Here is a 25,545-nt window from a genome sequence, read left to right as displayed (position 1 = left end):
AACGCATTTTCGTCCCGCCCGCCGTTTCGCACGTGCGCGCACGGCGACCCGGCTCCGCCGCCCGTTTGATTTGCAGGGCGAGCCTTGTTAATGGACCCGGCCACGCCTGCAGAGGCACCCGGACGGTGCCCTCGGACCCGAGATCTTGAAGGATTTCTTCGCATTCACGCTGCTCAGGCCCCCTCGCGGTCCTGCTCGGCGCGTGCGGGCGGCGACGGCAGGCACTCCCCATATCATCAGCGGTTAACGGCGACGCGCCCGTCCATGCGACGGCGGTCCAGGAGGACATCATGACGGTGAAGGTTGCGATCAACGGCTTCGGACGCATCGGCCGGAACGTGCTCCGCGCGATCCACGAAAGCGGCCGCAAGGACATCGAGGTCGTGGCCATCAACGATCTCGGCCCGGTCGAGACCAACGCCCACCTGCTGCGCTTCGATTCCGTCCATGGCCGCTACCCCGGCAAGGTCGAGGTCTCGGGCGATACGATCATCGTCGACGGCAAGACCATCAAGGTGACGGCGATCCGCAACCCCGCCGAACTGCCGCACAAGGACCTGGGCGTCGACATCGCCCTCGAATGCACCGGCATCTTCACCTCGAAGGAGAAGGCCTCGGCCCATCTCCAGGCGGGCGCGAAGCGCGTCATCGTCTCGGCCCCGGCCGATGGCGCCGACCTGACCGTCGTCTACGGCGTCAACCACGACAAGCTGACGAAGGACCACCTCGTCATCTCGAACGCGTCCTGCACGACGAACTGCCTCGCCCCGGTCGCCTATGTCCTCAACGAGGTCGTCGGCATCGAGAAGGGCTTCATGACGACGATCCACTCCTATACCGGCGACCAGCCGACGCTCGACACCATGCACAAGGACCTCTACCGCGGCCGCGCGGCGGCCCTGTCGCAGATCCCGACCTCGACCGGTGCGGCCAAGGCCGTCGGCCTCGTCCTGCCCGAACTGAACGGCAAGCTCGACGGATCCTCGATCCGCGTGCCGACCCCGAACGTCTCGGTCGTCGACCTGAAGTTCGTCTCCAAGAAGGCGACGACGAAGGAGGAGATCAACGAGGCCATCAAGGCGGCCGCCAACGGAAAGCTCAAGGGCATCCTCGGCGTCACCGACCAGCCGAACGTCTCGATCGACTTCAACCACGATCCGCATTCGTCGATCTTCGCGCTCGACCAGACCAAGGTGCTCGACGGGAACTTCGTCCGCATCCTGTCCTGGTACGACAACGAATGGGGCTTCTCGAACCGCATGAGCGACACGGCCGTCGCCCTCGCGAAGCTGATCTGACGCGTCGGGCCGCGGCCTCGCCGCCGCGGCCCTCGCAACCGGCCGTCAAGACCCGTCCGCATTTCGCGATCATTCTCCCGCCGACCGCGATTCGGCGCAGGCGGGTAGCGCACGGCCCGATCGCGGATGTCATCGTGAAAGGCGCGACATGACCGACACCACGCCATCCCGTCTCGAACCCATCCGCGACGCCGGCAACGACGAGACGGATGCGGGATCCGCCTCTCCATCCTCGTCGCCCGTTCAAGTCGCCGCCCCGGCAGCGGCCGCGCCGGCTGCCCGCGCGCCGGCCTCCCTCGCCGACCAGCTGGCGCGGCTCGAGGACAAGACCGCCCGCATCGAGGAGAAGCTGGCGCGCTCCGAGGGCTCCACGGCCCGGGTGCTCGACCGGTTCGAATCCGCCTCCCTGCGGATGAGCGAGGTCGCCCAGCAATCGGAACTCGCCGCGGTCCGCTCCGAGGTGAAGTTCATCGCGCGCCGCATCCGGACGCTGCCTGCCTTCCCGGCCCTCCTGATCTCCTCCGCCCTCACCGCGGTGCTGACCGCGATCCTGACGGTCCTCATCATCCGCTACATGCCCGGCCTGATCGGGCGATGAGCTTCGCCGCGCCCCGCGCCGTCACGGCGCGCTGGCGCCCCGATGAGGGCGACGGGCTCGAGCATCTGACGCTCTCTCCGGAGGGCGACGAGATCGTCGCCCGCGGGGTCGTCGTCGGCGAGCGCGACGGTCATGCCTACGGCGTCGACTACACGATCGTCTGCGACCGCGGCTTCGCCGTGCGCGAACTGCATCTCGGCACCAGCGCCGGCATGGCGCTGTCGCTCGCCTCCGATGGCGCGGGCCATTGGACCAATCACGATGGCCGCGCCCTGCCCGAATTCGACGGCTGCATGGATGTCGACCTCGCAGGCTCACCCTTCACCAACACGCTGCCGATCCGGCGGATCGACTGGGCGCGCAGCGGCGGCCGCTCCCTGGCGCTCGACATGCTCTACGTCCCGTTCGACAGCTTCGTCCCCGTGAGGGATGCGCAGATCTATACCTGCCTGTCGGCACCGTCCGAGGCGGCCCGGCGGTTCCGCTTCGAGGCGGCCGACGGAAGCTTCACGGCCGACCTGACGGTCGACGAGGACGGGCTCGTCGGCGACTATCCGGGCCTGTTCGCGCGGATGCCGCTCCCCCGGTAGGCTGGCCATGCCTGGCGGGACCGTCGGCCTCGCTCCAGTCTACGACAGCGTCACAGAGCCGCCTTACAACGCTCCGGGAAGGAGTGACCATGATCCGCCTCGCCCCGCTCGCTGCTCTTGTCGCCGCGCTGGCAGGCCCCGCCGCACTCGCCCAGGAACCGGCGGCGCGCGCCCAGATCGGCCCACGCCCCTTCCATCTCGTCGATACGATGAAGCCCGGCCCCGTCCGGGAGGCCCTGCGGGCTTGCGGCCCCGAGCGGCCCTATACGGTGCGCGACTTCTCGATCTCTCATCGCGGCGCGCCGCTTCAGTTTCCGGAACACACCGTCGAGGGCGTGAAGGCGGCGGCGCGGATGGGGGCCGGCATCATCGAATGCGACGTCGCCTTCACCAAGGACCGCGAACTCGTCTGCCGGCACGCGCAATGCGACCTGCACAGGACGACGGACATCCTCTCGCGTCCCGCCCTCGCCGCGAAATGCAGCCAGGGCTTCACGCCCGCCGATCCGGCGACCGGCCGCAAGGCCTCGGCAAAATGCTGCGCGAGCGACCTGACGCTGGCCGAGTTCAAGTCGCTGAACGGCAAGATGGACGCGGCCGATCCGAACGCGACGACGCTCGACGCCTATATGAACGCGACGCCGCGCTGGCGCACGGACCTCTACGCCACGACCGGCACGCTGATGACCCACAAGGAATACATCGCGCTGGTGAAATCGCTCGGCCGCAAGTTCACGCCGGAGCTCAAGGCGCCCGAAGTGCCGATGCCCTTCGAGGGCAGCTATTCCCAGGACCAATACGCTCAGCAGCTGATCGACGACTATAAGGCGGCCGGCATCCCGCCCGCCGACGTCTTTCCACAGAGCTTCCTGCTTCGGGACGTCCTCTACTGGATCCGCGCCGAGCCCGATTTCGGCAGGCAGGCGGTCTTCCTCGACGAGCGCGAAGGCGGCGGCTTCGACACGGCGAAGCCCGAGACGTGGTCTCCCTCGATGAGCGACCTCGCGGGCCGGGGCGTGCGCATCCTCGCGCCGCCTCTCTGGATGCTCGTCGCGCCGGGCCCCGACGGTACCATCGTGCCCTCCGCCTATGCGCGCGAAGCACGGAAGGCGGGCCTCGACCTGATCGCCTGGTCGCTGGAGCGCTCCGGCCCGCTCGAGAGCGGCGGCGGCTGGTACTACCAGTCGGTCAAGCCGCTGATCGACCGCGACGGAGACATGCTGACCCTGCTCGACGTCCTGCATCGACAGATCGGCGTCCGCGGCGTCTTCTCCGACTGGCCGGCGACGACGACCTTCTACGCCAATTGCGTCGGCGCCCCGTGAAGCGGGCTACGGCGGCAACAAGGCGCCCGATTTGAGAGCATCAGGCTCGCCGCTTCGCCGCCGGTGCGCCCAGAACCTCACCCACAATGCCGGGGCGCTTGTCGACCAGGGCGAGCAGCACGCGGGCCGGGCCGGTCGGGTCGCGCCGGCCCTGTTCCCACTGGCGCAGTGTCGCCGTCTGGACGCCGATCGAGCGCGCGAAAGCCGGTTGCGAGAGGTTCGTCTTCTCCCGGATCGCTGCCACGTCCAGCTTCGCGGGCACGTGCACGACGAGGCCGGGCACCTCCTCTCCGGCCGCGTGGCGGGCGGCCTGCGCAAGGCCTTCCATGATGTCGTCGAAAGCAGAAGTCATCCCCGCGTCCCTTTCGTCTTGCCCTTCGACTTCAGCGCCCGTGAGACCTTGTCGGAGGCGCCCTTGATCCGCTTCTTCTGGTCGTCCGAAAAGACGTCCGCCTCGCCTTTCCGGAGGATCGCGAGGATGTAAGCCGGGGCGTCCGGCCCGAAATACGCCACCGCAATCCGATAGCCGCCGCTCTTGCCCCGGCCCTGACCCGGAATGCGGCGCTTGCGGACGTTGCTGGCGATGACCTCGCCGTCGCTGGCTTCCGGATCCGCCGCGACCGCGTTGACGATCGCAGCCCGCATCTCGTCGGAGAAGCCGAGTTCCTTGGCCTTCCGGAGGAAGGGCTCGGTCTCGACGACGGTATGAAGCGGCCCGCCCATGAGCATAGTCATACGCCATTGACGCATATGCGTCAATGGCGCACCCTCGCAGCCAGGCGGCAAGAGAGGCGCTCCTCCCACCGCATAACCAGCGACTCGACCTCCATTCGAATGTTGGAAACCGCTGTTATGGACCCCACCTTCAGCTCGGCCCGGGTGGCAAGGGCAGACGATAGGGAACGCAAGACGTGAACATCACAGATCTTCTCGGCACGCTGATCGCGAACCAGGTCGGGAAGGCCGGCACGCGCGGCGGGGCTCAGGGCGGCACGTCGGGAGGCGTTCTTGGCGATCTGACCCGCGTTCTCGGGAGCCGGGCCGGAACGGCCATCGCCGGGACCCTCGCCGGGATGGTCTTCGGCTCGAAGAAGGGGCGGAAGGCCGGGGGGAGCCTCGCCAAGCTGGGCGGCCTCGCCGTCGTCGGCTCCCTCGCCTGGCAGGCCTACCAGGATTGGCAGGCGAAGCAGGGCCAGGCCGCGCAGCCAGCCGGCGGGTCGCAGCCGCGCCCCGCCACGGCAAACGGTCCGTTCGGAGCCCCTGCCACCGAGGAACCGCCGGCCGGATCGCCGCTCGCACCGACAAGCAGCGACGCAGAGGAGGAACTCAGCCGCGTCCTCATCCGCGCGATGATCGCGGCGGCGAAGGCGGATGGCGGGATCGACGCGACGGAACAGGCCGCCCTGGCGACCGAATTGCAGAAAATGCAGCTTACCCAGGAGGACGGCGCCTTCGTGCTGGCCGAGCTGTCTGCGCCGCTCGACGTCGCACGTGTCGCGGAAGGCGCGCGCGGCCCCGAGATCGCCGCTGCGATCTACGCCGCCTCCCTCCTCGCGATCACCGTCGACACGGCTGCGGAGCGCGATTACCTCGCAGCGCTCGCCGCCCGCCTGAAGCTCGACCCGGCCTTGGTCGCGAGCCTGCACGCGAAGGTCGACGCCGAGGCGCCGATCGCCGGCGCGTAGGTCGCCGGCCCGCGCCCGGGGGCGCGGCTCCTATCCGAGCCGCGCCATCATCTGGCTCGCCGCCTCCGGCTCGCCGATGACGAGAGCCTGACGCCAGTGCCGGAAATCGGGGCTCGTCTCGGTCGGCTCGAAGGTGCTGAACTCCGTCCAGCCGTCCGGCCCGCGGGTATGGACCTCGAGCCCGGCCGCCTCGACGAGAACGATGCCGCCAGCGACGTCCCAGACGTTCGGCCGCTCGAACCGGGCGACGCTGAGCAAGCCGGCGGCCACGAAAGAGCATTCGATCGCCGCCGAGCCGGTCTTGCGGACGTCCCAGGGTCCATGGACGTCGTCGGCCCATGACGGCTCCCCCGCGAGCCGTCGGCGCACCGCCGGATTGCCGCGCGGATCGATGATCTCGCCCTCGAAACAGAGCGGACCGCCGTGCGCGGCGTGGTAGATTCCCGGCCGCAGCGCATGGCTTGCCGCGCACCAGATCGCACCGACGATCGGCCGCCGACGATGCAGGACGCCGACGCAGGCCGCGAAGAGCGGGAACCCGTTGACGAAGTTGGCCGTCCCGTCGATCGGGTCGACCGCCCACACGAATTCGTCGGATTCGGCTCCCTTGGGGTCCATCTCCTCGCCGAGGATGCCATGGCTCGGGAACAGGTCGGCCAGGCGGTCCCGGATCAGCGCCTCGCAGCGCTGATCCACCTCCGAGACGGGGTCGCGGTAGACCGCGCGGTCGTCGTCGCCGCTCTTGTAGCGGACGCTCAGCGTCCGCCCGAGGGAGTTCTGGATCTCGGCACCGGCCAGGCGCGCGAGGTCGATGGCCGTGCGCTCCATCTCGGCGAGCTCGTCGTCGGGGATGGGATCGTAGCTCATCGGTGGTCTCCCGGACGAAGGACGTCGATGCGGTGATCATCGAGGGCGATCTCGACCGGGCGCCCATCCCAATCGATCGACTTGTCTCCGAGCCGAAGCGGCTGCGGCGCACCCTCGAACGCGATCCGCCGGCCTTGCAGGTGCCGGAGGGGCGCAACGCCCTGCCCCCCTGCGCTGAGCCATTCGACCATCCGCTCCCGGTCGTCGGCGAGCAGCAGGGCGAGGCTGAGATTGGGCCCGGCATGGGAGGTATCGGGAACGAGCCGCAGGTTCGGCCCGATCATGGACAGGTTCATCGCCTCGACGATGAGGAACCGGCCTTCGACCGGCGCGCCGTCGACCGTGAGAGCCGCGTCGAGCGGCTCCTGGACCATGATGGCGCTGATGAGGCTGTCGCGACCGCGGATCAGCTTCTCGTCGCCGTCCAGCTTCTCGTCCTGCAACTCCTTCACCGAATGGGCGATGGCGCCGAGACCGATCGATTCGAGGAAGAAATGCTCGCCGAAGGTGCCCGTCGCATGGCCGACCCGAAGCGGGCTGTGCCGAGCGTTCCGCAGCAGCGGAATGATCTCCTCGAGCGGTGCCAGGATGCCGAGCGAGCGGGCGATGTTGTTGCCGCTTCCGGTCGGCAGGATGCCGAGCGAGACCTTGCGGGTGACGATCCGCGCCGTGACGGCCGCGATCGTGCCGTCGCCTCCGGCGACGATGACGAGGTCCTTGGTGGCGTCCACCGCCGCCTCCCAGTCCGCGCCGCCCATTTCGACAAGGGTCGGCTCGATCCCGGCTCCGCGCAGCGCATCGGCCATGCGCTCGCCCGACCAGTCGCCCTCACCCGCCCCGGGATGGTGGACGAGGGTCGCGGCCCTCGCCTCTACCGCGCTCTCCCGTCGCGCCTCCGACTTCGTCTCGATCGTCCCCTCCCCCGGCTGGCCCGCCCCAGGTGGCGGCACCTAGCAAGCGCTGGACGGGACGATCGGTTCCCCGATCCGCTCGCCCCCGATCGGGGCGGGCGGAGGGCGCGCGGGCGGCCGTTACCTCTCGGCCGTCACGACGAGACGGTCACGACGATCTTGCCCTTCGCCTTGCGCGCGGCCAGCGCCGCGATGGCGTCGCCCGCCTTCTCCAGCGGATAGCGCTCGGAGATCTCCGGCCTGATCTTGCCGGCCTCGTACAGGCGGAAGAGATCGGCCAGCGAGTCCGCATGGCCCTCGGGTTCGCGCTCGACGAAGCCGCCCCAGAAGACGCCCACGATCTCGCAGCCCTTGAGGAGAGCGAGGTTCAGCGGCACGCGCGGAATCCCGGCCGGAAAGCCGATGACGAGATAGCGTCCCCGCCAGCCGATCGAGCGAAGAGCCGGTTCCGCATAATCGCCGCCGACCGGGTCGTAGATGACGTCCGCTCCGCTCTTGCCGCAGGCGACCTTGAAGGCGTCGGCGAGGGCCTTCTGGCCGTCTCTGTCGAAGGGTCCGGGCGGATAGACGAACCCGTCCGCGGCGCCGCGGCTCTTGGCGAGAGCCAGCTTGTCCTCGGAGGAGACGGCGGCGATCACGCGCGCTCCCTTCGCGGCCCCGATCTCCACCGCTGCGAGCCCGACGCCGCCGGCCGCACCGAGGACGAGCAGCGTGTCGCCCGCCTTCAGCCGCCCCCGGTCGACGAGCGCATGCTGCGAGGTGCCATAGGTCATCAGAAAGGCCGCCGCCTCGTCGAGCGGCATCGCGTCCGGGATCTTCACGCAGCGGCCGGCCTGGGCGATCGCCTTCTCGGCCATGCCGCCGGAGCCGGTCATGGCGAGGACACGATCGCCGAGCGCCAGTTCGGTCACGCCATCGCCCAGCGCCTCGACCGTTCCGGCGAACTCGGCGCCGGGCGAGAACGGCCGCGGCGGCTTCACCTGATACTTGTCCTCGATGATCAGCACGTCCGGATAATTGACCCCGACCGCCGCGACCCGGATCCGCACCTCGCCCGGTCCCGGCACCGGCTCCGGCACCTCCGTCATCACGAGCGTGGCCGGCCCACCCGGGGCATTGCTGATGATCGCCTTCACTCAGGTCTCCTCCGTGCAGCCGCATGCCGGCCGTCCAGGGCTACCGGCCAGCGTGGCCAAAGCATGTCAAGTCGGCGCGGATACGCTTGCCTCGGCATCTCCGATGAGGTTTCTCGCGCTCGCGGCCGGGCGGTGCCGCGCCACGGCTCGACCACGCCGCGGAACGGACATGGCGGCCGCGAGCAACGCGGCCGGGCCAGGGAGGATGGAATGACGTCGAGCGCGGGAGATCTCGAGGGACGGGCGACCTCGACGGCCGGGCTGGTGGCGCCGCCGACGGAGAGCGCGACCGCGAAGCCGACGCCGAGCCCCCTCCCCCGCCGGTTGCGTCAGGTGCTGGCGCTGAAGGACTTCGAGGACGCCGCGCGCCGCTTCCTGCCCCGTTCGGTCTACGGCTTCATCGCGGGAGCGGCCGAAACCGATTCGGCCCTGCGCGACAATTTCGACGCCTTCGCCGAATGGGGATTCCTGCCGCGCTATCTCGCGAACGTCTCCGGCCGCAACCAGGCCGTCACCCTGTTCGGCCGCGAATACGCGGCGCCGTTCGGCATCGCGCCGATGGGCGCCTCGGCCCTCGCCGCCTATCGCGGCGACCTCGTCCTCGCCGGCGCGGCCGCCATGGCGAACCTGCCGATGATCATGAGCGCCTCCTCGCTGATCCGCATGGAGGACATCCGCAAGGCGCATTGCCACTGGTACCAGGCCTATCAGCCCGGCGAGCCGGAGCGCATCCGCCAGCTCGTCGACCGCGTCGAGGCGGCGAAGTTCGAGACCTTCGTCCTCACGGTGGACATCCCGGTCCCGGCCAACCGCGAGAACAACGTGCGTTCGGGCTATTCCATGCCGCTCAAGATCACGCCGCGGCTCGCCTGGGATTCTCTGTCCCATCCCGGCTGGCTGTTCGGCACGTGGCTCCGCACGATCCGGAAACACGGCATGCCGCATTTCGAGAACATGGATGCCCATCGCGGCCCGCCGATCCTGTCGAAGAACCTCGTTCGCGAGGTCGGCGCGCGCGATCAGCTGTCCTGGGAGCATCTCGCGCTCATCCGGCGGCGCTGGAAGGGCAATCTCGTCGTGAAGGGCATCCTGTCGCCCGAGGATGCTCGCCTCGCGCGCGAGCACGGGGCGGACGGCATCATCCTCTCGAACCATGGCGGGCGGCAGCTCGACTACGCGGTCTCGGCGCTGCGGGTCCTGCCCGAGATCGCCGACCTCGCCGGCAACATGGTCGTGATGCTCGACGGGGGCGTCCGCCGCGGCACGGATGTGCTGAAGGCGCTCGCCCTCGGGGCGAAATTCGTCTTTGTCGGCAGGCCCTTCCTTTGCGCCGCGGCGATCGGCGGGCAGCGGGGCGTCACGCACGGCATCAACATCCTGTCGGAGGAGATCGACCGCGATCTCGCCCTCCTCGGCCTGCGCGACGTGGCCGATCTCGGGCACGGCAACCTGCGGCGCCTGCGGGGGGCCTGAGCCGCCCCCGAATGGCGCGGGAATCATCGATTTTGGCGCAGATCCGGCTTGGCTTTCGCCCGGCCGTCTGACAATCTGACGCATCGCGCCAAACGAGCCGCAAAGGCCGGGCGACGGGGAGGATTCCATGATGAAACGAAGCCCTTGGGCGGCGCTTGCCGTCGCGTCCCTGCTCGCCGCCGGCTTGAGCGGTGGCGCCTTCGCCCAGCAGACCGTCAAGATCGGCGCGATCTATCCGCTCTCCGGCAATGCCGCGAGCGCGGGAACATCGGCCAAGGCCGCGATCGAACTCGCGGTCGACATCATCAACAACGACCATCCCGAACTCGGCGACATCACCCTCGCCAAGGGCACGGGCCTGCCGAACCTGAAGGGTGCCAAGGTCGAAGTCGTCTTCGCGGACAACCAGGGGACACCGGCCGCCGGCCAGAACCAGGCGCTTCGCCTCATCACGGAGGAGAAGGTCGTCGCGCTGCACGGTGCCTACCAGTCGGGCATCACCACGACGGCGAGCGCCATCGCCGAGCGCTACGGCATCCCCTTCATGACCGGCGAATCGGTCGCCGCGAACCTCACCGAGCGCGGCTTCAAGTGGTTCTTCCGCACCACCCCGATCGCCTCCGACATCGCTGATGTCTACGTCTCCTTCCTCAAGGAGATGAAGGCGAAGGGGATGAAGATCGACAACCTCGTCATCGTGAACGAGAACACGGAATACGGCACCTCCATCGCCAAGGTCGTCGGCGACACCGCCAAGGCCGGCGGCTTCAACGTCTCGATGGTGATCCCCTACAGCGCGAACACCACCGACGTGCAGTCCCAGGTGCTCCAGCTGAAGGACGCCAAGCCCGACGCGGCGATCTTCATCAGCTACACCTCGGACGCCATCCTCTTCACCAAGACGATGCAGGCGCTGGGCTACAAGCCGCCGATCCTGATCGGCGACAATTCGGGCTTCTCGGACGCGTCCTATCTCCGCACGGTCGGGCCCATCGCGCAGGGCGTGATCAACCGTTCGGCCTGGGACATCGGCAAGCCAGGCTCGCCGACCTTCCTGATCAACGAGATGTATAAGAAGAAGACCGGCAACGATCTCGACGACACGTCGGGCCGGGTCATGCAGGGCTTCCTCGCCCTCGCCGAGGCCGTCAACCGCGCCGGCTCGACCGAGCCCGCCAAGCTGCAGGCCGCCCTCAAGGCGACGGATCTCAAGCCGAACCAGCTGATGATGGGCTACAAGGGCATCAAGTTCGACGCCAAGGGCCAGAACATCCTGGCCTCGGCGATGCTGATCCAGGCCCAGGGCGATCAATACGTCGCCGTGTGGCCGAAGGAGAGCGCCACGGCCGAGCTGAAGCTGCCCTACAAGGCGTGGGAGAAGTGAGGAGCACGCTCCGCATCGTCCTTGCGAGCGAAGCGAAGCGACCCGGAAGCCGACGCCATGGCGGTCGGGTTGCTTCGTCGGCGCTGCCTGCTCGCAACGACATGATCGGGCGTTTCGCATCATGAGCGCAACCCTCGTCCAGGTGATCGTCGGCGGACTTCTGCTCGGCGCGATCTACGCCCTGTTCTCATCCGGCCTCACGTTGATCTGGGGCATGATGAACGTCGTGAACTTCGCCCATGGCGACTTCGTCATGGTGGCGATGTACATCGCCTACGTCGTCTATGTGCTGCTCGGAGGCGGCCCGCTCGCCTCGGTTCCGATCGCGGCGGTCTCGCTCGCGACCATCGGCATCCTCGCCTATTTCCTTCTCGTCCGACACGTCATGCGGGGGCCGATGATCGCGCAGATCCTCGGCACCTTCGGGCTCGCCCTCCTGCTGCGCTATTCGATGTTCGGCGCGGCGGGCGCGAACTTCCTGTCGCTGCCCGACAATCTCGTCGGCGGCACCTACGAGATCTTCGGCATCCGGCTGCAGGCCTCGCGGGTCGTCGCGGGGATCGTCGCGCTGCTCGTGACGGCAGGGCTGCACCTGCTGCTCACCCGCACCTCGCTGGGCTCCAAGATGCTGGCCGTCTCGGAGGACGCGACCGCGGCCCAGCTGATGGGCATCCGGCCCGATTACATGCAGGCGATCGCCTGGGGCATCGCCGCGGGCGCGACGGGCATCGCGGGCGCGCTCATCGCGACCTTCTTCTACATCTCGCCGACCGTCGGCGAGACCCTCGCCATCATCGCCTTCGTCACCGTCGCCCTCGGCGGCTTCGGCTCGGTTCCCGGCGCGCTCGTGGCGGGGCTGCTGATCGGGCTGATCGAATCGCTCTCGGCCTATTGGATCGGCGGCGTGTGGAAGGACGTGGTCGTCTACATCCTCTTCATCTTCGTCCTGTGGTTCCGGCCGCAGGGCCTGATGGGCAAGTCGTGATCCGGCCATGAAGAAGCTTCTGTGGCCGGGCATCACGGCCGTTCTCCTCCTCGCCTATCCGCTCGTCTTCACGACGCCCTTCCAGCAGCGCCTCGGCGCCCTGGTCCTCCTCTATGCGATCGCGGCCTCGGCCTGGAACATCGTCGGCGGCTATGCCGGCCAGATCTCGGTCGGCCATGTCGTGTTCTTCGGCTGCGGCGCCTATGCCTCGCTCGCCCTGTTCACGCATACCGGACTGCCGCCCGTGCTCGGGATGCCGCTCGGCATCGCGGCCGCGGTAGGGATCGCGGCGATCATCGGCACGCCGACGCTGCGCCTGTCCGGGCACTATTTCAGCATGGCGACGATCGCGGTCGCCGAACTCGCACGGCTCGTGACGACGAATACGGAGTTCCTCGGCGCCGCCGTGGGATTGTCGGGGCCGACGGTGCCGCGCACTTGGCTCGACCTCTCCTTCATCTCCTCGGTGCCGTATTACTATCTCTTCCTCGCCGTTCTCGTGATCACGCTCGGCATCACCTGGTGGATGGAGCGCAGCCGGATCGGCTTCTACCTGCGCGCGATCCGCGACAGCGAGAAGGCGGCGCGCTCCCTCGGCGCGCGCGCACCGCGGGTGAAGCTGATCGCCTATCTCCTCTCGGCGGGGCTCACGAGCGTCGCCGGCTCGCTCTACGCGCTGATGTTCCAGTTCGTGGACCCGGAATCGGGGCTCGGCATCCTGATCTCGGTGAAGATGCTGATCATGGCCGCACTCGGCGGCGCGGGGCTCCTGTTCGGCCCGCTCGTCGGAGCCGCCATCCTGGTGCCGCTCGAGGAGATTTCCAACAGCCTCCTCGGCGGCCGCGGCGCGGGCCTGACCTTCGTGCTCTACGGCGCCATCATCGTCCTGATCGCGCGGTTCCGGCCGGACGGCATCCTCGGCCTCTTCCAGTCCGCGCGAAAGGCCCCGGAGAAGCACGATGCTTGAGGCGACGGGCATCTCCAAGGTCTTCGGCCGGCTTCGGGCCGTGGACGACGTCTCGGCAGAGGTGCGGCAGGGCGAGATCCTCGGCCTGATCGGCCCGAACGGGGCCGGCAAGTCGACCTTCTTCAACTGCCTCACGGGCGACCTCGCCCCGACCACCGGGAGCGTCCGCTTCCTCGGCGAGGACATCACCACCCGCTCCCCGGAGGCGAGGGCCGAGCTCGGCCTCGCGCGCACCTTCCAGCTGCCGCAGACCTTCACGGGCATGACGGTGCTCGAGAACGTCATGATCGGGGCCTTCCTGCGCACCTCCGTCACGGCCGAGGCACGCGAGCGCGCGCGCCGCATCCTCGACATCGTCGACATGGCGCATCTCGCGCAGACGCCCGCCAAGACGCTCGGAACGCCCGGCCGCAAGCGGCTCGAGATCGCCCGCGCCCTCGCCACGGAGCCGAAGCTCCTCCTCCTCGACGAGGCCATGGCCGGCCTGAACCCGACCGAGGTCCGCGCGGCGATCGATCTCGTCCGCGTCATCCACGGGATGGGGATCACGCTCGTGATCGTCGAGCACATCATGGAGGTGATCAACTCGCTCGCCGACCGGGTGATCGTCTTCCATCAGGGCCGCGAAATCGCGCGCGGCACGCCCCGCGAAGTGACGGGCGATCCGACCGTGATCGAGGCCTATCTCGGCAAGCGAGCCTCGCGGGCGGGAGGCCGCACATGACCCTCCTCTCCATCCGGAACCTCGAGGTCCATTACGGCGATCTCATCGGCGTCGCCGATGTCTCGCTCGACGTCGCGGAGGGCGAGGTCGTCGCCCTGCTCGGCTCGAACGGAGCGGGCAAGACCACCACCCTCAACGCGGTGGCGGGGCTGATCCCGGCCTCGGGCGGCTCGATCACCTTCGCCGGCGAGCGCATCGACGGGAAGCCCGCCTATGCGGTCGTCTCACGCCGCATCGGCCTGTCGCCCGAGGGCTGGCGCCTCTTCGTCGGCCAGAGCGTCGAGAACAACCTGATGCTCGGCGCGACCCCGCTCGCCGACAGGAGCCGGGCCGCGCCGCTGCTCGAGCGCGTCTACGCGATCTTCCCGCGTCTCGCCGAACGGCGGCTCCAGCTCGCGGGCACGATGTCCGGAGGCGAGCGGCAGATGCTCGCCGTCGGCCGCGCGCTGATGAGCGACCCGCGCCTGCTCATGCTCGACGAGCCGAGCCTCGGCCTCGCCCCCGCGACGGTCGAGATCATGTACGAGACGCTGGAGCGCCTGCACGGCGAGGGCCTGACGATCCTCCTCGCCGAGCAATCGGTCGAGCTTGCGCTCGAATTCGCCGACCGGGCCTATGTGCTGCAGGTCGGCCGGACGGTGATGTCGGGCACCGCGAGCGACCTCGCCGACGATCCCGAGGTCCAGAAGGTCTATCTCGGGATGGGCTGAGCGCGACGCGGCACGGCCGCGCCGGCCGGCCTCGCGCTCGCACGAGAGCACCGAACCGCCCGCAGGACCACGGATTCGGCGCGCCGGGCCTTCATTGTCACCAAATCGCATCATGGCCCGGTTAGCCGGTCAGGTCTCAGGAGAGTGGGACATGACCGACGTAACCGATACCGAGATGCGCAGCTGGCTGGAGGTCGAGCTCGAAGACGACATGGACGAGGAGTTGGAGCAGGCGGTCGACGACGCCCGCGTCCCGCCCGAGCTGCGCGCCCTGCTCGCGAAGCGCCAGAAGACCACCATCGACCGCCACGTCTATTTCAACGAGCTGCTGCGTCTGCAGGGCGAGCTCGTGAAGCTGCAGGATTGGGTGCGCCACAAGGGCCTCAAGATGGTGGTCCTGTGCGAAGGCCGCGACAGCGCCGGCAAGGGCGGTGCCATCAAGCGCATCACGCAGCGCGTCAATCCGCGCACCTGCCGGGTGGTCGCCCTGCCCGCTCCGTCCGACCGCGAAAAGACGCAGTGGTACTTCCAGCGTTACGTGCAGCATCTTCCGGCCGCCGGCGAGATCGTGCTGTTCGACCGGAGCTGGTACAACCGCGCCGGCGTCGAGCGGGTGATGGGCTTCGCCGACGACAATCAGGTCGAGGACTTCTTCCGCGACGTGCCGGATTTCGAGCGCATGCTCGTTCGCTCCGGCATCATCCTCGTGAAGTACTGGTTCTCGATCACCGACGAGGAGCAGCAGCTGCGCTTCCTCATGCGCATCCACGACCCGATCAAGCAGTGGAAGCTTTCGCCGATGGACCTGCAGTCCCGCGTGCGCTGGGAGCAGTACACCAAGGCCAAGGAGGCGATGTTCGAGCGCACCAGCATCCCGGAAGCGCCCTGGAACATCGTGGAAGGCAACGACAAGAAGCGCGCGCGTCTCAACGTCATCTCGCACCTCCTGTCGATCGTCCCCTACGAGGAGGTGCCGCACGAGGAGATCGCGCTGCCGAACCGGGTGTTCGATCCGAATTACGAACGCCGCACGCTGCCGAGCGAACTCTACGTGCCGCAGCGCTATTGAGGCGCGAGGCGGCGCGGGGCGCACCGACGATCCGAGATGACGTGAGGGACCGCAACGCCTCACGTCATTCGGAATGTCTCAATCAGCAGCACCATGGGGCTGTCGCTCGATCCAGCCGGTACGGCAGGCGCGATCGACAGCCCGCAGCAGGGTCGGCACGCGATGCGGACCATGCATGGCCGCAACGCGGGCGCGGGCCAGCGTCTCGTCCATGCCGGCCGCCGTCACGAATAGCGGTTTGGAGGATCGGCCGCGAAGCACTGCCGCATCTGCGGGCGTACCGGCAAAAGGCGTCTTCGCGACGCCGATCACCGGCAATCCGACAAGGCCATGAAGCCGGGCACCCAGCCCCGGCTTTCGCTCCGCGCCGAGCCACGCATAGCCGTCCACGATGATCAGTTCCGGAGCCTCGGCATCCTCCAGCACGGCAAGGATGCAGGGCAGTTCCCGTTCGAAGAACCGACCTGGCCGATACTCCCCCACCTCGTCGAGCGTTCTGATGATCACGCGATCCGCTCGTGCCGCCCCCCAGTCGTCGAAGAGGAGGCCGGCTGCCACCGCACCGCCCGCCGTTCCGTAGTCGACATCCACCGCCAGGATCACGTCTTGCTCCCGCCTCCTCAGGCTCCACGAACCAGACCTCAGCGCGGCGCCGGCACCGACGGCAGACTGGGGTCCATCAACCTGCGCGCCCGCCGATAGGCATCGAGGCGGGCCTTGGCCTCCGGAACGAGGCGATCGATATCGAGCCGTTCCAGACGTGAAAGATGACCGGGGCTGAAGAAGGGTTCGGGCAACGTCAGCGTCTCGTCGCCTCCGCCTTCGTCCATGTCGAGATGCAGCGTCGACAGACGCGGGAACGACGATGTGACGAGATGATCGAGCGTCGCCTGACTGATCGGTTCACCGGTGATGCCGAAGTCGTCGAACTCCGTGAATAGCGTCTCCAGAGTGTCGTGGCGGACCGGGGTCGCGAGCGCAAAATGGCCGAAGACGCCGAGATGCCTGAGACATGGAGCAGCCGCGAAGACGTGGCCGATCTCACCGACCGTGCCGAACAGGCGGAAGCCGCCATAGAGGTTTTGCATGTCGCCCAGGTCGAGCGTCGTCAACGATGGCAGATGCGCCGCCTCGAGGGCAGCGACCGCCGCCGTCATGTCGAAGCCGGCGGTCGGAAATTCGGGGGACGTGCCGATGAGCAATTCCTCGACGACCAAAGCTTCCGGGCTGGCGACGAACGCCGCCACGAGGTCGGCCTGATGGGGGGCAGCGAGAAACTCAACCTGACGGCGCGGACCGGGATTGGGAGGGACACGCCGGAAGTTCGGCCAGTCGCGACTGCCATCCGCACCGATCCACAAGGTGGTTTCGTTGATCAGGCACTTATCAAGACCATACTGCTCGAGCGCCTTGGCGAAACGAGTAGAGGTACCGTCACATGCCAACATGGCTGGGAACCGACACGAAGCGACTGGCAGCATAATCTGAAGCGATGCGGACGAAAACGTCGTGTTCGCGGGATCGAACGATCGCTCGCCTCGCCGGCGGCATCGGCCCGGGCCCTTCGCCGCCTCTTCCCTCCCGCCTTCCAAACCGCTATCTGACCGCCCAGCACCCGGGGCGACGCGTCGCCGCCGGGCTTTTTGCGCGCGCCTGCCGCGCCCGATCCGGATCACCGCCGATGAATGCCGCCGCCCTCGAGAAGGCAGCCCCCAAGATTTCCTTCGTCTCGCTCGGCTGCCCGAAGGCGCTGGTGGATTCGGAGCGGATCATCACGCGGCTCCGCGCCGAAGGCTATGAGCTGACGAAGCGCCACGACGGCGCCGACGTCGTCATCGTCAATACCTGCGGCTTTCTGGATTCCGCCAAGGCCGAATCGCTCGGCGCCATCGGCGACGCCATGGCCGAGAACGGCCGGGTCATCGTCACGGGCTGCATGGGCGCCGAGCCCGACTCCATCCGTGAGCAATATCCGGACGTGCTCGCGATCACCGGCCCGCAGCAATATGAGAGCGTGCTCGCGGCCGTGCACCAGGCCTCGCCGCCGAAGCACGACCCGTTCCTCGACCTCGTGCCGCCGCAGGGCATCAAGCTGACGCCGCGCCACTACGCCTATCTGAAGATTTCCGAGGGCTGCAACAATCGCTGCACCTTCTGCATCATCCCGAAGCTGCGCGGCGACCTCGTCTCCCGCCCGGTCTCGGACGTGCTGCGCGAGGCCGAGAAGCTGGTGAAGGCCGGCGTCAAGGAACTGCTCGTCGTCTCGCAGGACACCAGCGCCTACGGCATCGACCTGAAGTACCAGGAGAACCTCTGGCAGGACCGGCAGGTCCGCACCCGCTTCTTCGACCTCTCCCGGGAACTCGGGCAGCTCGGCGCCTGGGTCCGGCTGCACTACGTCTATCCCTATCCTCACGTCGACGAGGTGATCGAGCTCATGGCCGAGGGCCATGTCCTGCCCTATCTCGACATCCCCTTCCAGCATGCCTCGCCGAACGTGCTGCGCGCCATGAAGCGGCCGGCCCATGCCGAGAAGGTCGCGGGCCGCATCGCGCGCTGGCGCGAGATCTGCCCGGACCTCGCCATCCGCTCGACCTTCATCGTCGGCTTTCCGGGCGAGACGGAAGAGGATTTCCAGTTCCTGCTCGACTGGATGCGGGAGGCCAAGCTCGATCGCGTCGGCTGCTTCAAATACGAGCCCGTCCGCGGCGCGCCCGCCAACGATCTCGGCAATCCCGTCCCGCCCGAAATCCAGGAGGCACGCTGGAAGCGCTTCATGGCCGCCCAGCAGGAGATCAGCCGCCGGCAGCTCGCCAAGAAGGTCGGCAAGCGGCTTCCGGTCATCATCGACGAGGCGGGAGGACCGATCGCCAGGGGCCGCTCGCGCTACGAGGCTCCCGAGATCGACGGCACGGTCCACGTCGCGTCCCGACGGCCGGTGCGGGTCGGCGACATCGTCAGCGTGAAGATCGAGCGCACCGACGACTACGACCTCTACGGCGTCGCCGTCTGACGGGGGCGTCATCCGAAAGATCAGCCTGCGGAAGACCCCAGACGATCCGACACGAAAGGCGCTTGACCCCTGCCGAGCGCCCAGCCAAATTCTCTCAAGAATAGTTTGAAAGAGCGTAATATCCGGTCGGATATTACGCGGGAGAGCTTGGATGGCCTCGGTATCCTTGACGGTGAACGGCAAGGCCGTGTCCGGGGACATCGATCCCCGCACGCTGCTCGTTCAGTTCCTGCGCGAGACCCTGCGTCTCACCGGCACGCATGTCGGCTGCGACACGAGCCAATGCGGCGCCTGCGTCGTCCATCTCGACGGCCAGGCGGTGAAGGCCTGCACCACGCTCGCCGTGCAATGCGAAGGCGCGCACGTCACCACCATCGAGGGGCTGGCCAACGGCGCGGAGCTCCATCCGATGCAGGCGGCGTTCCGCGAGCATCACGGGCTCCAGTGCGGCTTCTGCACGCCGGGCATGATCATGAGCGCGGTCGATATGGTGAACCGCCTCGGTCACGACCTCGACGATCATACGATCCGCGAGGAACTCGAGGGCAACCTCTGCCGCTGCACGGGCTACCACAACATCGTGAAGTCGATCGGCGCCGGCGCCCGGGCCATGGGCACCGAGCCGATGAAGGTCGCCGCGGAGTGACCCTGGCCCCAAAACGGCCCTGAGGCTGTCTCGGGCTGGTCCCGAGGATCGAAGAGCGACGACGAACGCGTCATTGCGAGCGGAGCGAAGCAACCCTCAAGGTCCGGCTCTCGACAACGGTCCCCGGTTGCTTCGTCGGCTTCGCCTCCTCGCAAGGGCGTCCTGGGGAGGGATGGCATGAGTGAGACCGGGATCGGCGCGCGCGTGCAGCGCCTCGAAGACAGGCGCTTCATCACGGGGCGCGGCCGCTACACGGACGATATCAACCGGCCCGGCCAGGCTCACGCCTATTTCCTGCGCTCGCCCCATCCGCATGCGCGGATCCGCGCGATCGACATCGCCGATGCCGAAACCGCTCCCGGCGTCGTCGCGATCTTCACCGGGCGCGACATCAAGAAGTTCGCCCCCGATTCCGACGACCTTCTCGACGAGGATATCGGCGGCCTCATCTGCGGCTGGATGATCCATTCGAAGGACGGCTCGCCGATGAAGGCCGGCGCCCACCCCGCCCTCGCCAAGGACGTCGTGCGCTATGTCGGCGACCATGTCGCCGTCGTCGTCGCCGAGACGCTGCGGCAGGCCCAGGACGCGGCCGAGCGCATCGTCGTGGATTACGAGGAACTCCCGAGCGTCACGCACACGGCCAAGGCCAGGGACGCGGGGCAGCCGGAGGTCCACGAGGGCATCGCCCGCAACACCGTCTTCGAGTGGGAACTCGGCGACAAGGCCGGGACCGAGGCCGCCTTCGGGACGGCCGCCCATGTCACGACCATCGACCTCACCAACAACCGGCTCGTGCCGAACCCGATGGAGCCGCGCGCAGCCATTGGGGAATACGAGGAGGGCGACGATGCCTTCACGCTCCACACCACGAGCCAAAACCCGCATGTCGCGCGGCTGATCATCTCGGCCTTCGTCGGGCTCGCGCCCGAGCACAAGCTGCGCGTCGTCGCGCCAGATGTCGGCGGCGGCTTCGGCTCGAAGATCTTCGTCTATGCCGAGGAGGTGATCTGCCTCTGGGCGGCGCGGCGGCTGAAGCGGCCGGTGAAATGGGCGAGCGACCGCACCGAGGCCTTCCTCTGCGACGCGCATGGCCGCGACCACGTCACCCGCGCCCAGCTCGCGACCGACCGGGACGGCCGGATCACGGGGCTTCGCGTGCATACGATCGCCAATCTCGGCGCGTATCTGTCGACCTTCGCCTCGTCGGTGCCGACCTATCTCTACGCGACGCTGCTCTCCGGCCAGTACGCGATCCCGGCGATCTATGCCGAGGTCGACGCCGTCTACACCAACACCGCCCCCGTCGATGCCTATCGCGGGGCCGGACGACCCGAGGCGACCTTCGTCGTCGAGCGCCTCGTCGAGGTCGCCGCACGCGAGATCGGCATGGATCCGGTCGCGTTCCGGCGGAAGAACTTCGTCACGTCCTTCCCGCACCAGACGCCCGTCATCATGGCCTACGATGCCGGCGATTACGACGCGGCCCTGACCAAGGCGCTGTCGCTGCACGATTACGACGGCTACGCCGGGCGCAAGGCGGAGAGCCGCGCCGCGGGCAAGCTGCGCGGCATCGGCTTCTCCGCCTATATCGAAGCCTGCGGCATCGCCCCCTCCCAGGCGGTCGGCTCGCTCGGCGCGGGCGTCGGCCTCTGGGAATCGGCGGAGGTGCGGGTCAACCCGACCGGCAATATCGAGGTGCTGACCGGCTCCCACAGCCACGGCCAGGGTCACGAGACGACCTTCGCCCAGCTCGTCTCGCACCGACTCGGCGTGCCGATCGAGACGGTGAAGATCGTCCACGGCGACACCGACAAGGTGCAGTTCGGCATGGGGACCTACGGCTCGCGCTCGGGCGCGGTCGGCATGTCGGCCATCAACAAGGCGCTGGAGAAGATCGTCGCCAAGGGCAAGAAGGTCGCCGCGCATGTCATGGAGGCGAGCGAGGGCGACATCGAGTTCAAGGACGGCCAGTTCCGGGTCGCGGGCACCGACAAGTCCCTCGCCTTCGGCGACATGGCGCTCCAGGCCTATATCGCCCACAAGTTCTCCGGGCAGGATCTCGAGCCGGGGCTGAAGGAGGGCGCCTTCTGGGACCCGACCAACTTCACCTTCCCGGCGGGCGTCCATATCTGCGAACTCGAAATCGATCCCGAGACCGGCGTGACCACGATCGAGCGCTGGACGGCGGTCGACGATTTCGGAAACGTCATCAACCCGATGATTGTCGAGGGCCAGGTCCATGGCGGCATCGCGCAAGGGGTCGGCCAGGCGCTGCTAGAAGGGGCTCATTACGACGCGGAGGGGCAGCTCGTGACGGCGAGCTTCATGGATTACTGCATGCCCCGCGCACACGATTTCCCGACCTTCGAGGTCGGCATGACCGTGACCGAGTGCCCCTCGAATCCGCTCGGGATGAAGGGCTGCGGAGAGGCCGGAGCCATCGCCGCCCCGCCGGCGGTGATCAACGCCCTGACGGAGGCCCTCGGTCACGAGAACGTCGCGATGCCGGCGACGCCCGCGGCGATCTGGAAGGCGGCTCAGGGCCTCCAGCGGATGGCCGCCGAATAGCGCCTCCTGACGCGAACGCCTCCGATCCGCGCTCAGGCGAAGGCGGACCGGACGGCCTTCCATCCCGGCGCGACGGCATAATGCGCGACCGGGATCAGCACTGCGCCGAGAACGAGCCCCATGACGCCCGACACGGCGGCGGTGACGGCCCATCCCGCGAGGCCCGCGATGGCGGGCAAGGCCTGCGCCGCAGCCTCCGCGGCATGATGGATGGCCGAGGTCGCGGCGGGCAGCCAGCCATAGCCCTCGACGGCGTGGAGAATGATGCCGCCGCCGACCCAGATCATCGCCGCCGTGCCGATGATCGAGAGGGCCGAGAGCAGCTTCGGCGTCCCCCTGACGAGGCCCGTCCCGAGAGCGCGCGCCAGGCGCCCGCCGAGCGACGGGGACCGGCGGGTGGCGAGCGCGAGGCCGATATCGTCCGCCTTCACGATGAGCGCCACCACGCCATAGACCGCCGCGGTGATCCCGATTCCCACGACGGCGAGAATCACCACCTGGCCGAAGAAGGAGGCGTCCGGGACGGCTGCGAGCGTAATCGCCATGATCTCCGCCGAGAGAATCAGATCCGTGCGGATCGCGCCGGCGACCTTCTCGTTCTCCAGCGTGACGGGATCAGACAGGCCCGAGACGGCCGCCTCGGCCTGCGCATGGGCATGGTGCGGAACGAGGGCCGCATGGACCTTCTCGGCGCCTTCGAACGCGAGATAGGCGCCTCCGAGCATGAGAATCGGCGTGATCGCCCAGGGTGCGAACGCGCTCAGGGCCAGCGCGGCGGGAAGGAGGATGACAAGCTTGTTGAAGAGCGATCCGCGCGCGATCCGCCACACGATCGGCAATTCGCGCGCGGGCGAGAAGCCGGTGACGTAGCGCGGGGTGACGGCGGCATCGTCGATGACGACGCCGGCCGCCTTCGCTCCGGCCCTGGCCGCCTGACCGGCGATATCGTCGAGTGAAGCCGCCGCGACCTTGGCGATGCCCGCGATGTCGTCGAGAAGTCCGAGCAGACCGACACTCACGCGAAGCCTCCGCACTGGCCGATGCCTGCGTGCCATACAGGATGCGTGCCGTCCGCCCAACCGCGCGATACGGTGGCGCGAGGTGCTCGGAAGAGGTTGACGCGAGGCCCCTCTCTCCCCTATAGCCCCTGCCTTCACGAACGCGCCCCGGCCGGACGGACGCGGCGGCATGAGCCGCCCGAAGAGTCCGGTCGCGACATCAGGATCTGAATCATGTCCCGCCGCTGCGAACTGTCCGGCAAGGCCGTCCTCGTCGGCAACCTCGTCAGCCACTCCAACCGCAAGACCAAGACGCGCTTCCTGCCGAACCTCGTCAACGTCACGCTGCAGTCGGAGAAGCTCGGTCGCTCGGTGCGTCTGCGCATCACGGCGCATGCCCTGCGCTCGGTCGAGCATCGCGGGGGCCTCGACGCCTATCTCGCCAAGGCTGCCGAAGGCGAGCTGTCGCTCCGCGCTCGCCGGCTGAAGAAAGAGATCGCCGAGTTCCAGGCGGCCTGAGGCTCGGCCCAGGCCATCTTGGTATCCACGTCGAAAGTCTGGGCGGACGGGCCGCTCGGCTTCAGCCTGCCCGCCGCGCAGGACCACGCCGCCTTGGCGGCCGGGTTCCGCTGGGCTCTGCCGCGCCGCTACAACATGGGCGTCGACGTCGCCGATCGGTGGGGCGCCGCCGATCCCGAGCGCGCTGCCGTCATTGAGGTCCGCGCGGACGATTCCGTCGACATCCTGACCTTCGGCGCGCTCCAGGAGCGCTCGAACCGCCTCGCCAACGTCCTCGCGTCACGTGGCGTCCGCGCGGGGGACCGTGTCGCGATCCTGCTGAAACAGGGCGTGAACGTGCCGGTCGCCCATTGCGCGGCCTACAAGCTCGGCGCCATCGCCCTGCCGCTCGCCTCGGTCTTCGGCCGCGACGGCCTCCTCTACCGGCTGATGGATTCCGGCGCGAAGGCGCTGATCACGGGCGAGGAGGGCCTCGCCAAGATCGTCGGGATCCGCGCGATCCTGCCTGAACTCGAGACGATCCTGTCGATCCACGGCTCCGATTCGGGCGCCGAGGGGCTGGTCGACGCCATGGCGCGCGCCCCGGCCGAGTTCACGCCCGTCGATACGCGGCCGGACGATCCGGCCCTGATGATCTACACCTCCGGCACGACCGGGCAGCCGAAGGGCGCCCTGCACGGCCACCGCGTCCTGCTGGGGCACCTGCCGGGCATCGTCTTCCCGCACGGGCTCTTCCCGCATCCGGGCGACCGGTTCTGGACCCCGGCCGATTGGGCCTGGGCCGGCGGGCTCCTCAACTGCCTCCTCCCGAGCCTGCGCTACGGCGTGCCCGTCATCGCCCGCAAGGACGACAAGTTCGACCCGGAAGCCGCATTCCGGCTGATGGCGAAGCACGAGATCCGCAACGCCTTCATCCCGCCGACGGCTCTGCGGATGCTGCGGGCGGTGCCGAACCCGCGCGAGCGGTTCGGCTTCGCCCTCCGCTCGGTCTGTTCGGCGGGCGAGCAGCTCGGGGCGGAGACGGCGGCCTGGGGCGAAGAGGCTCTCGGATTGCCGATCGACGAGGCCTACGGCCAGACCGAGTGCAACCTCGTCATCGGCACGGCCTCCGCCATGGGGGTCCTGAAGCCCGGAGCGACGGGCAAGCCCATCCCGGGCCACAAAGTCGGCATCGTGCGGGCCGACGGGACCGAATGCGAGCCCGGCGAACTCGGCCAGATCGCCGTCCGCCGGCCCGATCCCGTGATGTTCCTCGGCTATTGGCGCAACCCCGAGGCGACGGCGGCGAAGTTCATCGACGATTGGATGATCACCGGCGACCAGGCGACCCGCGACGAGGAGGGCTATATCTCCTTCGTCGGCCGCGACGACGACGTCATCACCTCCGCCGGATACCGGATCGGACCCGGCGAGATCGAGGATTGCCTGATCCGCCACCCCGCGGTGGCCCTCGCCGCCGCGATCGGCAAGCCGGACGCGCTGCGGACCGAGATCGTGAAGGCCTTCATCGTCCCGAAGGCCGGATTCGAGCCCTCCGAGCAACTCGCCGCCGACATCCAGGCCTTCGTTCGCAACCGCCTCTCGGCGCATGAATATCCGCGCGAGATCGCCTTCCGGAACGGGCTGCCGATGACGACGACGGGTAAGGTCATCCGGCGCATCCTGCGCGACGAGCCGTAGGCCTGCCGGCCGCGCGGCGCCTCATCCGGCGCGGCTCGGCACCTTCACCCAGGCCTCGCCCTCCAGCACCGTCTCGCCGTCGACGCTGCAGATGCAGCGCAGCCGGGCACGGTGCTTTTCCGGGATCAACTCGGCCACCGTCACCTCCACGCGGACCGTATCGCCGATGCGCACGGGCGCACGGAAGTTCAGCGTCTGCGAGATGTAGATCGCGCCGGGTCCCGGCAGGCGCGTGCCGAGCACCGCCGAGATCAGGCTCGCCGTGTAGAGCCCGTGCGCGATGCGGCCGCCGAAGGGCGTCTGTCAAACGGCTCGGAACATTGACCCCCGATCGGCGTCCAATATTGACCCCGCCTGGGTGGGTCGTCCCCGGAGTCCATAGGAGGGACCCGCGCA

General features: G+C 68.4%; 25 protein-coding genes and 1 pseudogene. 17 read left to right on the top strand and 9 right to left on the bottom strand.

Annotated features, from left to right (window positions below; translation table 11 throughout):
* Window positions 1-290: 290 nt before the first annotated feature.
* The 4 genes from gap to EV668_RS19010 all read left to right on the top strand — a co-directional run bounded on the left by gap (window position 291) and on the right by EV668_RS19010 (window position 3,811).
* On the top strand, window positions 291-1,298 hold the full coding sequence (gap, locus tag EV668_RS19025) for a type I glyceraldehyde-3-phosphate dehydrogenase (RefSeq protein WP_133773066.1): 1,008 nt from the start codon (window positions 291-293) through the stop codon (window positions 1,296-1,298).
* A 148-nt stretch (window positions 1,299-1,446) separates the two neighbouring features.
* Window positions 1,447-1,896 carry a hypothetical protein gene (locus EV668_RS19020; RefSeq protein WP_245513316.1) on the top strand — a complete coding sequence of 150 codons (450 nt, stop codon included), beginning with the start codon at window positions 1,447-1,449 and terminating at the stop codon, window positions 1,894-1,896.
* Window positions 1,893-2,486 (top strand): putative glycolipid-binding domain-containing protein, encoded by a 594-nt coding sequence (locus EV668_RS19015; protein ID WP_133773064.1) that lies wholly within the window; start codon window positions 1,893-1,895, stop codon window positions 2,484-2,486. The genes EV668_RS19020 and EV668_RS19015 overlap by 4 nt, the downstream gene beginning before the upstream one ends.
* An 89-nt stretch (window positions 2,487-2,575) precedes the next feature.
* Complete coding sequence (locus EV668_RS19010; protein ID WP_133773062.1) at window positions 2,576-3,811, top strand: glycerophosphodiester phosphodiesterase family protein; 1,236 nt, start codon at window positions 2,576-2,578, stop codon at window positions 3,809-3,811.
* 40 nt (window positions 3,812-3,851) lie between these two features.
* On the opposite strand, the gene EV668_RS19005 is transcribed toward EV668_RS19010, so the two are convergent.
* Entirely contained in the window at window positions 3,852-4,163 is a 312-nt protein-coding gene (locus EV668_RS19005) for a helix-turn-helix domain-containing protein (RefSeq protein ID WP_133773059.1), read from the bottom strand.
* On the bottom strand, window positions 4,160-4,546 hold the full coding sequence (locus tag EV668_RS19000; protein WP_166652547.1) for a type II toxin-antitoxin system RelE/ParE family toxin: 387 nt from the start codon (window positions 4,544-4,546) through the stop codon (window positions 4,160-4,162). The genes EV668_RS19005 and EV668_RS19000 overlap by 4 nt, the downstream gene beginning before the upstream one ends.
* A 176-nt stretch (window positions 4,547-4,722) precedes the next feature.
* Between EV668_RS19000 and EV668_RS18995 the strand changes: the two genes are divergently transcribed.
* Window positions 4,723-5,496 (top strand): tellurite resistance TerB family protein, encoded by a 774-nt coding sequence (locus EV668_RS18995; RefSeq protein ID WP_208111585.1) that lies wholly within the window; start codon window positions 4,723-4,725, stop codon window positions 5,494-5,496.
* A gap of 30 nt (window positions 5,497-5,526) precedes the next feature.
* On the opposite strand, the gene EV668_RS18990 is transcribed toward EV668_RS18995, so the two are convergent.
* The 3 genes from EV668_RS18990 to EV668_RS18980 all read right to left on the bottom strand — a co-directional run bounded on the left by EV668_RS18990 (window position 5,527) and on the right by EV668_RS18980 (window position 8,410).
* A complete protein-coding gene (locus tag EV668_RS18990) occupies window positions 5,527-6,363 on the bottom strand; it encodes an inositol monophosphatase family protein (RefSeq protein ID WP_133773055.1) in 837 nt (278 codons plus the stop codon).
* On the bottom strand, window positions 6,360-7,313 hold the full coding sequence (locus EV668_RS18985; RefSeq protein WP_133773053.1) for a diacylglycerol/lipid kinase family protein: 954 nt from the start codon (window positions 7,311-7,313) through the stop codon (window positions 6,360-6,362). The genes EV668_RS18990 and EV668_RS18985 overlap by 4 nt, the downstream gene beginning before the upstream one ends.
* A 95-nt stretch (window positions 7,314-7,408) precedes the next feature.
* A complete protein-coding gene (locus EV668_RS18980; RefSeq protein ID WP_133773051.1) occupies window positions 7,409-8,410 on the bottom strand; it encodes an NADPH:quinone oxidoreductase family protein in 1,002 nt (333 codons plus the stop codon).
* Window positions 8,411-8,620: 210 nt separating this feature from the next.
* On the opposite strand from EV668_RS18980, the gene EV668_RS18975 reads away from it, so the two are divergent.
* The 7 genes from EV668_RS18975 to ppk2 all read left to right on the top strand — a co-directional run bounded on the left by EV668_RS18975 (window position 8,621) and on the right by ppk2 (window position 15,722).
* Window positions 8,621-9,883 (top strand): alpha-hydroxy acid oxidase, encoded by a 1,263-nt coding sequence (locus EV668_RS18975; protein ID WP_133773048.1) that lies wholly within the window; start codon window positions 8,621-8,623, stop codon window positions 9,881-9,883.
* Window positions 9,884-10,013: 130 nt separating this feature from the next.
* Window positions 10,014-11,267, top strand: a complete 1,254-nt coding sequence (locus tag EV668_RS18970) for an ABC transporter substrate-binding protein (protein WP_133773046.1) — start codon at window positions 10,014-10,016, stop codon at window positions 11,265-11,267.
* A 121-nt stretch (window positions 11,268-11,388) separates the two neighbouring features.
* On the top strand, window positions 11,389-12,252 hold the full coding sequence (locus EV668_RS18965) for a branched-chain amino acid ABC transporter permease (protein ID WP_133773044.1): 864 nt from the start codon (window positions 11,389-11,391) through the stop codon (window positions 12,250-12,252).
* A 7-nt stretch (window positions 12,253-12,259) separates the two neighbouring features.
* The gene (locus EV668_RS18960; protein ID WP_133773042.1) at window positions 12,260-13,219 is read left to right on the top strand and encodes a branched-chain amino acid ABC transporter permease; all 960 of its coding nucleotides are present in this window, start codon (window positions 12,260-12,262) and stop codon (window positions 13,217-13,219) included.
* Window positions 13,212-13,943 carry an ABC transporter ATP-binding protein gene (locus tag EV668_RS18955; RefSeq protein ID WP_133773040.1) on the top strand — a complete coding sequence of 244 codons (732 nt, stop codon included), beginning with the start codon at window positions 13,212-13,214 and terminating at the stop codon, window positions 13,941-13,943. Before EV668_RS18960 ends, EV668_RS18955 begins: the two co-directional genes overlap by 8 nt.
* Window positions 13,940-14,653: an ABC transporter ATP-binding protein gene (locus EV668_RS18950; protein WP_133773038.1), complete on the top strand. Its 714-nt coding sequence runs from the start codon at window positions 13,940-13,942 to the stop codon at window positions 14,651-14,653. The genes EV668_RS18955 and EV668_RS18950 overlap by 4 nt, the downstream gene beginning before the upstream one ends.
* A gap of 151 nt (window positions 14,654-14,804) precedes the next feature.
* Entirely contained in the window at window positions 14,805-15,722 is a 918-nt protein-coding gene (ppk2, locus tag EV668_RS18945) for a polyphosphate kinase 2 (protein WP_133773036.1), read from the top strand.
* Window positions 15,723-15,800: 78 nt separating this feature from the next.
* Here ppk2 and EV668_RS18940 read toward each other — a convergent pair whose 3' ends face one another.
* Window positions 15,801-16,325, bottom strand: a complete 525-nt coding sequence (locus tag EV668_RS18940; RefSeq protein ID WP_133773034.1) for an endonuclease V — start codon at window positions 16,323-16,325, stop codon at window positions 15,801-15,803.
* Between the two features lie 38 nt (window positions 16,326-16,363).
* Window positions 16,364-17,170 carry a hypothetical protein gene (locus tag EV668_RS18935; RefSeq protein WP_133773032.1) on the bottom strand — a complete coding sequence of 269 codons (807 nt, stop codon included), beginning with the start codon at window positions 17,168-17,170 and terminating at the stop codon, window positions 16,364-16,366.
* 233 nt (window positions 17,171-17,403) lie between these two features.
* Here EV668_RS18935 and rimO point away from each other — a divergent pair, with 233 nt between their 5' ends.
* The 3 genes from rimO to EV668_RS18920 all read left to right on the top strand — a co-directional run bounded on the left by rimO (window position 17,404) and on the right by EV668_RS18920 (window position 21,952).
* Window positions 17,404-18,735 carry a 30S ribosomal protein S12 methylthiotransferase RimO gene (gene rimO / locus EV668_RS18930; RefSeq protein WP_133773030.1) on the top strand — a complete coding sequence of 444 codons (1,332 nt, stop codon included), beginning with the start codon at window positions 17,404-17,406 and terminating at the stop codon, window positions 18,733-18,735.
* Between the two features lie 151 nt (window positions 18,736-18,886).
* Window positions 18,887-19,381, top strand: a complete 495-nt coding sequence (locus EV668_RS18925; RefSeq protein WP_133773028.1) for a (2Fe-2S)-binding protein — start codon at window positions 18,887-18,889, stop codon at window positions 19,379-19,381.
* Window positions 19,382-19,558: 177 nt separating this feature from the next.
* A complete protein-coding gene (locus EV668_RS18920; RefSeq protein ID WP_133773026.1) occupies window positions 19,559-21,952 on the top strand; it encodes a xanthine dehydrogenase family protein molybdopterin-binding subunit in 2,394 nt (797 codons plus the stop codon).
* A 32-nt stretch (window positions 21,953-21,984) separates the two neighbouring features.
* Here EV668_RS18920 and EV668_RS18915 read toward each other — a convergent pair whose 3' ends face one another.
* Window positions 21,985-22,971 carry a DUF808 domain-containing protein gene (locus EV668_RS18915; RefSeq protein WP_133773023.1) on the bottom strand — a complete coding sequence of 329 codons (987 nt, stop codon included), beginning with the start codon at window positions 22,969-22,971 and terminating at the stop codon, window positions 21,985-21,987.
* Window positions 22,972-23,184: 213 nt separating this feature from the next.
* Here EV668_RS18915 and rpmB point away from each other — a divergent pair, with 213 nt between their 5' ends.
* Complete coding sequence (gene rpmB, locus EV668_RS18910) at window positions 23,185-23,469, top strand: 50S ribosomal protein L28 (protein ID WP_133773021.1); 285 nt, start codon at window positions 23,185-23,187, stop codon at window positions 23,467-23,469.
* 66 nt (window positions 23,470-23,535) lie between these two features.
* Window positions 23,536-25,149 (top strand): AMP-binding protein, encoded by a 1,614-nt coding sequence (locus tag EV668_RS18905; RefSeq protein ID WP_245513331.1) that lies wholly within the window; start codon window positions 23,536-23,538, stop codon window positions 25,147-25,149.
* Window positions 25,150-25,170: 21 nt separating this feature from the next.
* Here EV668_RS18905 and EV668_RS18900 read toward each other — a convergent pair.
* Window positions 25,171-25,452: pseudogene (locus EV668_RS18900) on the bottom strand (MaoC family dehydratase); the annotation flags it as partial.
* Between the last annotated feature and the right edge of the window lie 93 nt (window positions 25,453-25,545).

The organism is Enterovirga rhinocerotis (assembly GCF_004363955.1).
Taxonomy (GTDB): domain Bacteria; phylum Pseudomonadota; class Alphaproteobacteria; order Rhizobiales; family Beijerinckiaceae; genus Enterovirga; species Enterovirga rhinocerotis.
This window is presented reverse-complemented; position numbering and strand designations above follow the sequence as displayed.